Annotated in this window: 8 protein-coding genes; 5 read left to right on the top strand and 3 right to left on the bottom strand. The window is 72.6% G+C overall.

Translation table 11 applies throughout. The features are described from left to right. The first annotated feature begins 870 nt into the window (after positions 1-870). Complete coding sequence (locus QJS33_RS26625) at positions 871-1,293, top strand: hypothetical protein (RefSeq protein WP_306370828.1); 423 nt, start codon at positions 871-873, stop codon at positions 1,291-1,293. A gap of 43 nt (positions 1,294-1,336) precedes the next feature. Here QJS33_RS26625 and QJS33_RS26620 read toward each other — a convergent pair whose 3' ends face one another. Then, positions 1,337-1,633, bottom strand: a complete 297-nt coding sequence (locus tag QJS33_RS26620) for a hypothetical protein (protein ID WP_306370827.1) — start codon at positions 1,631-1,633, stop codon at positions 1,337-1,339. 75 nt (positions 1,634-1,708) lie between these two features. Further along, positions 1,709-3,265, bottom strand: coding sequence for a molybdopterin-dependent oxidoreductase (locus QJS33_RS26615; RefSeq protein ID WP_306370826.1), 1,557 nt, complete (start codon positions 3,263-3,265; stop codon positions 1,709-1,711). A 179-nt stretch (positions 3,266-3,444) separates the two neighbouring features. On the opposite strand from QJS33_RS26615, the gene sigK reads away from it, so the two are divergent. The 4 genes from sigK to QJS33_RS26595 all read left to right on the top strand — a co-directional run bounded on the left by sigK (position 3,445) and on the right by QJS33_RS26595 (position 7,238). Next, positions 3,445-4,002 carry an ECF RNA polymerase sigma factor SigK gene (gene sigK / locus QJS33_RS26610; RefSeq protein WP_306370825.1) on the top strand — a complete coding sequence of 186 codons (558 nt, stop codon included), beginning with the start codon at positions 3,445-3,447 and terminating at the stop codon, positions 4,000-4,002. Positions 4,003-4,022: 20 nt separating this feature from the next. Then, complete coding sequence (locus tag QJS33_RS26605; RefSeq protein WP_306370824.1) at positions 4,023-4,721, top strand: anti-sigma factor; 699 nt, start codon at positions 4,023-4,025, stop codon at positions 4,719-4,721. A gap of 210 nt (positions 4,722-4,931) precedes the next feature. Continuing rightward, on the top strand, positions 4,932-6,551 hold the full coding sequence (locus QJS33_RS26600) for an AMP-binding protein (protein ID WP_306370823.1): 1,620 nt from the start codon (positions 4,932-4,934) through the stop codon (positions 6,549-6,551). 138 nt (positions 6,552-6,689) lie between these two features. Next, positions 6,690-7,238: a MarR family winged helix-turn-helix transcriptional regulator gene (locus tag QJS33_RS26595; protein ID WP_306370822.1), complete on the top strand. Its 549-nt coding sequence runs from the start codon at positions 6,690-6,692 to the stop codon at positions 7,236-7,238. Positions 7,239-7,409: 171 nt separating this feature from the next. Here QJS33_RS26595 and QJS33_RS26590 read toward each other — a convergent pair whose 3' ends face one another. Beyond that, positions 7,410-8,648 carry a PHB depolymerase family esterase gene (locus tag QJS33_RS26590; protein WP_306370821.1) on the bottom strand — a complete coding sequence of 413 codons (1,239 nt, stop codon included), beginning with the start codon at positions 8,646-8,648 and terminating at the stop codon, positions 7,410-7,412. Positions 8,649-8,735 lie beyond the last annotated feature (87 nt).

Raw genomic sequence — 8,735 nt, 5'->3', positions numbered from 1 at the left:
TTGCTCTTCCGTGGAAGGCGTCTGCGTTTCCGCTTTGTTGTGTCTTCACTTTATCAGTGTTCCCGTTCCCCGCCAAATCGGCGTTTTCCGGGACCTTCTGATTTTCCGTGAAGGCGTGTGCCTCTTTCGAGGCGGCCCGACCGAGTTTACATGGCCGAAGCAGTGCTTCGGACCGTTCACTTCGGAAGGGAGTTCGTCGCTGATCCCGGTCCGGTTCCGAGTCGACATCCTGTGCGGAGCCGCTCGCCGTCCCGTTGGCGACTCGGAGAACATTACCCCCCTCCGGGGGACGCGGCAAACCGAACCGCCTGTGTCGCCACTCACACGCCGCACGGTGCCCACACCCCTTCTTCTCACGGGACCGCCCGCCGGCCCTCTCACCGTCGGACGGCCCCGCGCCGTGCGTCGCTCACCGCGGTGGCGAAACAGTGCTCCTTCCCGGATGACCGACTCGCTCGAACCGCGACCGTTCGGGGAAGAGAACGATGCCCACCTTCCTTTTGTCTGTGTTGCCGCACGTCAGAGCCTCTTTCTGAGCATTCTTCGGAATCCCGGGAAAGTTCCGGAAGCGCCCGTGAAATCCCCCGTTCCATGACGTGCGGCATCACCGGCTCCTCGTCCGGCCGGTGGACCGTGTGCCGTGGTCGGGCGCAATGGGGTCGCATGTGTTCGCATCCGTGTCCCTGAGCGGGTGCGGTCGGTAGAAGGGCGTTCATGGACCGCACATCCCCGAAGAGATCGGTGCCGGCTCCCCCGCGCCGCGCCGGTCGGACGCGTTTCGCGTTGTTCTCCGTGCCCGTGGGCATCAGGCGGCCTGCGCGGTGAGGGCTTCGTCCGGTACGGACTGCTCGACCGGACCGCTGCAAGGAGGTGGAGATCGTCGACGCGATCTCGTTCCGGTCGACCGCCGGTGACCCGGGTTCTCCGGTGATCGCGGAGGATCTGGCCATCGACCTGTCGCTGCCGGGCGGCGACATCGGGCCCCTGGACGGGGGCCGCACAACGGCCCGTTCGGGCGACCGCGACCCGGACTGCGCCGTGTCCGGGCCGATCAACGCGCCCGCGGTCGAGGACCGCTGGACGAACGTGCTGTTCGCCGTCCGTGCGGAACGGCTTCCGGTCGGTGGGCGCCATGGCCGTTCCCGCGGGCGGGATCGTGGTGACCGCCTGCGGGTCGGCCCCGTGCACCGCGACGGTGAGCCCCGACGCCCCGGTGGAGGCCACGGAGTCGGGGTTCACCGCGACCTACCCGGTGGCGAACCGTCGGTGCCCCGTCCTCGCCGACCGCTGTGACCGGCTGGCACGCGGGCGGGGCAACCCCCGCCCGCGGGGGCCGTCAGCCCTCGTCGTCCATGGACTCCTCGTCCATGTCGCCGTCCATGGAGTCCTCTTCGGACATGTCCTCCTCCATGGAGTCACCGTCCATGGAGTCCTCCTCGGAGTCCTCCATCCCGTCCTCCATGGGCTCCTCGGACATCTCCTCGTCCATGGGCTCCTCGGTCATCTCCTCGGTGTCGACCGAGCCGCCCTCGCCCTCTCCGGTGTTCTCACACGCGGCGACGCCGAACACGGCGACACCGGCGATGGCTCCGGCGGCGAGCAGGCGGCGGGCCCGGTGGAAAGTGGTGGGCATCTTCGGTTCCTCTTCTCTCGGTTCCCTCCCGGCCCGCGGTCCGGGCCGGGAGCGCCCCCGGGCGGGGGCGGGGTCTCAGGCCACGGCCACGGTGACGCTGTGGTGGCCGGTGGCTCCGTCCGGCGCCGGAGGCGCCTGGTCGGAGGTCTGGGTCCGACCGTCGCGGTCGGTGGCGCGGACGGTGATGCGATGTTCGCCCGGTGCGGCGTCCCATTCCAGGACCCACTGGCGCCAGGTGTCGACGGTCCCCTCCGGGGCGAGTTCGGCCTCGGTCCAGGGGCCGTCGTCGATGCTGACCTCGACCCTGTCGATGCCGGTGTGCTGGGCCCAGGCGACCCCGGCCACGACGGTGGTCCCCGACCGGAGGTCCGCTCCGTCGCGGGGGGTGTCGATGCGGGACTGGGTTTTGATCGGTCCCCGCGCCGCCCAGCCCCGGGGGACCCAGTAGGCGTCGAAGGCGTCGAACGTGGTCAGTTCGATGTCGACGATCCACTTGCAGGCCGACACGTAGCCGTAGAGTCCGGGGACGACCATGCGGACGGGGAATCCGTGCTCGTAGGGGAGGGGGCGGCCGTTCATGCCGACGGCGAGCATGGCGTCCCGCCCGTCCATGACGTCGGCGACCGGGGTGCCGATGGTCATCCCGTCGTCGGAGCGGGACACCAGTTGGTCGGCGGGTCCGCCGTCGGCGGGGGAGCGCACCCCGGCCTGGGCCAGCAGGGAGGCGAGGGGGACGCCGATCCACCGGGCGTTGCCGATGTACTCGCCGCCGACGGGGTTGGACACACAGGCGAGGGTGATGTCGCGTTCCTGGAGGTCGGGGTGGGCGAGCAGGTCCTCGTAGGTGAGGACGAGGTCGTCGCGGACCCCGCGGCCGTGGATGCGCAGCGACCAGGCGGTGGCGTCGATGCGGGGCACGGACAGGGCGGTGTCGATGCGGTAGAAGTCGGCGTTGGGGGTGAAGTGCGGGGCGAGCCCGTCGATCTCCAGATCGACGCCGTCGGGCAGGGGTGCGGCGCGGTCGCCGGGGACGGGCAGGGTGACGTCCGCGGGGGTGAGGCCGCCGGGTGCCGCGGCGGGGACGAGGCGGGCTCCGGCGGCGGCCGCCGCGGAGGCCGCGGCCGCGGTTCCGGCCAGGAGGACGAACCTGCGCCGGTCGAATCCGCCCGGCGCGTCCTCGCCGGCCGGGGAAGGGATCCGTGTGGTGAGGGTGAGGACCGTGGCGAAGGCGGCGGCGCCCACCAGGGTGGGCAGGGCGTCGAGCGGCCCGGCGTCGGGGCGGGTGAGCGCGGCGGTGAGGCCGATGGCGGTGAACAGGGCCGTCCCGGCGACCGCGGCGACGCGCCCCCGGGTGGCGGCGATGCCGATGAGTGCGGCCGCGCAGGCCAGGAGGACGGCGATGCCGCCGAGCAGCACGGGTTTGTCCGCGGTGCCGAAGGTGTCCACGGCGAACTGCTTGAGCGGCAGGGGCACCAGGTCGATGACGCCGGCGCCGACGGCCTGGAGCGGTGTCGCGGTGGGTCGGGACATGAGGGCGCCGACGACCTCGGCGGCGGCCAGGGCGGCGCCCGCGGACACGAGTCCGGCGATGGCGGCGGGGCCCGTGGGGAAGCTGCGCGGTGTGTCGGTCATGACCCTCGTTCGGAGCCGGTCAGGGGAGGGCGACACGACTTTTGATAACAAGGACATCACGGAGTTGTCGGCGGGGTCTCCTGGCGCTTCCCTGGTCCGAATCCCGTGGTGAACGAACAGGGAAGGCTGGTGGTCCGGTGATACGGGCGGGATCGCACCCGGCTCAGGAGGGGCCGGGGATGCGGCGGGGTGATCCCCTGGCGGAGCCGCTGCGCCGGGTCGCCCTGGGTGACCTGGTGGCGTTCGAGGCGGTGTACCGGGAGTTGTCGGGGCCGGTCTTCGGGGTGGCCCGGCGGGTGCTGGTGGACACGGCGCAGGCGGAGGAGGTGTGCCAGGAGGTCTTCCTGGAGGTGTGGCGGGCGAGTTCGCGCCACGACCCGGGGCTGGGGAGCGTGGCGGCATGGGTGTGCACCATCGCCCACCGTCGGGCGGTGGACCGGGTCCGGTCCGAGCAGGCGGCGTCGGACCGGCTGTCGGCGGCGGGTCGGCTGGAGCCGGAGTCGACCCCGCACGACGCGGTGCCCGAGCAGGTCGAGCACCGTTTGGAACAGGAGAAGGTGCGCCGCTGTCTGCGGCGGCTGACCGAGGAGCAGCGTGAGGCGGTCCGCCTCACCTACTACACCGGGTACACGCAGCGGCAGGCCGCCGACCTGCTGCGGGTGCCGCTGACCACCGTCAAGGGCAGGCTCCGCGACGGGTTGATCAAGTTGAGGGACTGCCTGGGGGTGACGGTGTGAGACGGTCCGGGGAGCACGGATTGACGGCGGGGTTCGCCGTCGACGCGTTGGAGCCGGAGGAGGCCCACCGGGCGGAGCGGCACCTCACGGAGTGCGAGGACTGCCGCCGGGACCTCGTGGAGTTCCGCGAGACCGCGGCCAGGCTGGCGCGGGCCGAGGCGGTCGAGCCGCGGGAGCAGGTGTGGCGGGCGCTGCGCGCCGAGGCGGAGCGGACCAGGCAGGAGCCGCCGCGCCGTACCAGGCCGGCCAGGGCGAGCAGCCGGGTCCGGAACCTGGCGCGGTGGGCCCCGTGGGGGCTGGCCGCGGCGCTGGCGCTGTTCTGCACGCTGCTGGCCGGGACCCTGGTGTCGGCCAACGAGCGCCTGGCCGCGCAGGAGGCCCGGACGGCGGAGATGGAGGCGCTGCTGGCGGCGGCCGACACGAACATGTTGGAGGCGCCGCTGGGCGACGCCCGCGCGACGCTGTTCGCCTCCTACGACCGGGACGCCGCGGTCCTGGTGGTGGAGGGGCTGCCGCAGGCCCCGGAGGGGATGAACTACCGGATGTGGTGGTTCTCGGGCGGCGAGGTGCGCCCGGCCGGTGTGCTGGAGGCCTCGGGCGGCGGCCACCACGCGGGGCTGGCCGGGGGGATGGGCTCGCCGGACCAGCTGTGGGTATCCCTGGAGCCGGAGGGGGACATGGCGGAGCCGAGCGGGGAGGAGCTCACCATCGACATGTGAGGGCGCCGTGTCGACATGCGGTGTCGACATGTCGGCGGGGCGACCGTGTTGCGAAGTGACAAGGAACGGCGGGTGACCGCTCATCCGCGCACGGAGAAACGCCCCGCCCCGTCGCCTACCGTCGCAGTACTTCCGGGTGGTCCATGCGGCGAAGGCCGCCCGGTGAGGCGCGGAAGGCTTCGCCCGTCCCGATACCCCCTCGGAGACAGCATGGCTACCGATGGTCCGTCCCGTGTCCGGAACACCCTTGAAGTGGCCCGGGTCCTGATACGCGCGGGTGTCCTCTCGCCGGGCCGCCCGGACAGGATCGCCCGGCAACTGCGCGCCCTGAGGACGTGGGGGATGACGGTCGCGGGCGGGTACGCGGCCGCCGGGGAGCGCGTCCCCGACCACGCCGCGGTCATCGACGATCGGGGGGAGAGCGGCTACGCGGTGATGAACCTGCGCGGGCGGGCACTGGCCCGGTCACTGCACGACGTGGGGGTGGGCCCCCAGGGCAGGGTGGGGCTGCTGAGCCGCAATCACAGCGGTTTCGTGCAGACGATGATCGCCTGCGGCCGCCTGGGTGCGGACACGGTGCTGCTGAACACGGGCCTGTCGGCGCCGCAGCTGGCGGACGTGGCGCAGGTCAACGGGATCACGGCGCTGGTGGCCGACGAGGAGTTCGCGGAGTTGTGCGCGCGCATCCCGGCGGAGATCCCGCGACTGACCGCGTGGAGCGACTCCGATGCCTCGGACCTGGTGTGGGGGAGCACCGCCCCGGACGGCGTGGACCAGGAGCCGGCGGAGAGCCCGGGGCGGCTGATCGTGCTGACGTCGGGGACGACGGGCACGCCCAAGGGTGCGCGACGGCCCACTCCGAGGGGTCCGCAGGACGCTGCGTCGATCCTGTCGCGGATCCCGCTGCGGTCCTCGGACCGGATCCTGGTGTCGGCGCCCGCGTTCCACGCCTGGGGGCTGGCGGGGGTGCAGTTGGGGATGACGCTGCGGGCGACCCTGGTGATGCGGCGGGTGTTCGAGCCGGAGGACGTGCTGCGGACGATCGCGGAGCAGCGGTGCACGGCGCTGTTCGCGGTGCCGGTGATGCTACAGCGGATCCTGGACCTGCCCAGGTCGACGCGGGCCGCCTATGACACGTCGTCGCTGCGGATCGCGGCGGTGAGCGGGTCGGCGATGAGCCCCAAGCTGATCACGGGGTTCATGGACGAGTTCGGGGACGTGCTCTACAGCCTGTACGGGTCCACGGAGGTGTCGTGGGCGACGATCGCGACCCCGCAGGACATGCGCACCTCGCCGACGACGGCGGGGCGGCCGCCGCTGGGTACCCGGCTGGCGGTGGTGGACGCCGACGGGGTGGAGCTGCCGCCGGGGCGGGAGGGGTCGATCCTCGTCGGCAACGCGATGCTGTTCGACGGGTACACCGACGGCAGGAGCAAACGGGTGGCCGACGGTCTCATGGAGACCGGCGACCGGGGGTACGTCGACGCGGGCGGGCTGCTGCACGTGGTCGGTCGGGACGACGACATGATCGTGTCCGGTGGGGAGAACGTGTTCCCGCGGCCGGTGGAGGAGGCGATCGGCGCCCTCCCGGGGGTGCGGGAGGTCGTGGTGGCGGGGGTGCCGGACGAGGAGTTCGGGCAGCGGTTCGCGGCGTTCGTGGTGCCGCACGAGGGTGCGGTTCTGGACCCGAACGAGATCAGGATGCGGGTGCGCGGGGTGCTGGGCCGGTTCTCGGTGCCCCGGGACGTGGTGTTCCTGGAGGAGTTGCCGCGCAACGCGGCGGGCAAGGTGGTCAAGCGCAGGCTTCCGTTCGACGTTCCGCGCCGGTGACGGCGGGGCGCCGCCTCCTCCCGGGCGGGCGGGAACGCCGGGCACGGAAAGGGATCCGAATCCTTGGGGAATTGGATCCCTTTTTGCCTTGCGTGCAAGACATTTGTGTGCTTTGACATCGGGTACGGGGTTACTACCATGTTGCCGATGCCCGACCGATCTCCAGCCCCCACGGGCGATTTCCCTCTTCCCGCCGTCGATGAGCAGATGTGTTTCGCTCTCTACGCGGCTTCGCGTGCGGTCACCAACCTCTACCGGCCGCTCCTGGAGCCGTTGAACCTCACCTATCCCCAGTACCTCGTGATGATGCTGCTGTGGGAGCGGGGGGAGTGCCCGGTCAAGGAGGTGTGCTCGGCGCTCCAACTGGACTACGGCACGCTCACCCCGCTGCTGAAGCGGTTGGAGGCGCGCGACCTGCTGAACCGCGACCGGGACCCGCGCGACGAGCGCTCGGTGCTGGTCACGCTCACCGCGTCCGGCGCCCGGATGCGGGAGCTGGCCGAGGGGATCCCGGAGGCGATCGGGGAGGTCATCGACCTTCCCGAGGAGGAGTTCGAGGCCACCCGGCTGGCCCTGCGGCGGCTGACCGGGAACGTGCTGGAGGGCCGGGCCCGGATGCCCGCGCGGCTCGCCGCGCTCACCGGGGAGGGCGCCCGCGGGGCGCCGGACCCCGGCACACAGGACTGACAGGACCGAGAGGGGCTTGTCTCCGTCACCGCGTCCGTTCGGAGATGGATACGGCGGCGGGCGGCCCGGGCACCGCGGGGGTCGTGCCCGGCCCGGGATCGGCGGGCGGGCCGGGGAGGAATTCCCCGGCCCGCCCGCCGACGTTCTCCCGGCGGCTCGGCTCCCGGCGGTTCAGCAGGCGCCGGGGGTGTTCTCCCAGTACCCGGGCGAGGTCTCGGTGAGGGAGGTCGTCACGAACACGTTCCACAGGCCGAGCGGGTCGTCGGAGCCGACGGCGTAGGCCAGGCCGAGCCGCTGGACCGCACGTCCCGCCCGGACGTGGTCGTAGTTGGTGGCACGCACGCAATCCCCGGGGTCGGGGTCCTCGGTCGGCGTATCGGTGGGCTCTTCGGTCGGCGGGTCGGTGGGGTCCGGCCCGGGGCCGTCGCCCAGCCCCCAGAACCGTGCGGTGTACCCGGTGGAGCAGACCGAGGCGAGGAAGTACGCCCCCGCGGTACCGCAGTCCGAGGCCGGGTCGACGGGGGTGCCGTGTCCCAGCCCGGGGACCGAGTAGTGCGCGACCCGCGCCGAGGCGTCGTCGGACCCGCCGTAGTAGGACGCGGTGGTGGATCCGGGCAGGGATTCGGTGGCGGTGGGGGTGTCGGCGATCCCGTGCACGTTCGTCCACTGCCGCACGCTGCCGGTGCCGTTGGCGGGGGCGACGGTGGTGTCGGAGGTGCCGTGCCAGACGGCCACGCGCGGCCAGGGCCCGGTCCACCCGGGGTTCTTGGCGCGGACCCTGTCGCCCCACTGCTGCGGGCTCCAGGTCCTGCCGGGGTTCATGCAGGTGAAGGCGTCGATCATGCTCGTGGCACAGCCTGCGGGGATCCCGGCGACGACGGCGCCGCCGGCGAAGAGGTCGGGGTAGGCCGACAACACCTCGTTCACCATGGCGCCGCCGGCGGACAGGCCGGAGGCGTACACGCGGTCGGCGTCCAGGCCGTGGGCGGACACGGTGTGCTCCACCATGGACCGGATCGAGCGGGCCTCCCCCGAGTCGCGGGTGACGTCGCCGGGCTCGAACCAGTTGAAGCAGCGGTTGGCGTTGTTGGCGGTCTTCTGCTCGGCGTAGGCGAGCGCGAACCCGCCCGTGTCGGCGGCCCGTGCCCAGCCGGAGTGCCGGTGGTAGGCGTCCGCGTCCTGGGCGCAGCCGTGGAGGAGCACCACCAGGGGCGCGTTCGCGGGCAGCCCGTCGGGCACGTACGTGTACAGGGAGAGGTCGCCGGGATCGGCGCCGAACGAGGCGACGGGGGTGAGGACGGCGGCGTGGGCGCGGGGCGCCAGGGCGGTCAGCAGGGCGGCGGCCGTGGCGAGGACGGTGGCCAGGGCGAGGGCGAGGGGCACCCGCGACCGGCGGGCGGCGGAGTCCATGGGGTTGCCTCCTGGGGGATACGGCGTGAGCGGGGGGTTCGGCCGAACCGTTGCCGGGACCCTAACCCGCGTGTGACGTGCGCGACA

It is taken from the genome of Nocardiopsis sp. CC223A, assembly GCF_030766825.1.
GTDB lineage: Bacteria > Actinomycetota > Actinomycetes > Streptosporangiales > Streptosporangiaceae > Nocardiopsis.
The sequence above is the reverse complement of the archived record's forward strand: the minus strand, read 5'-3'. Positions and strand labels throughout refer to the sequence as shown.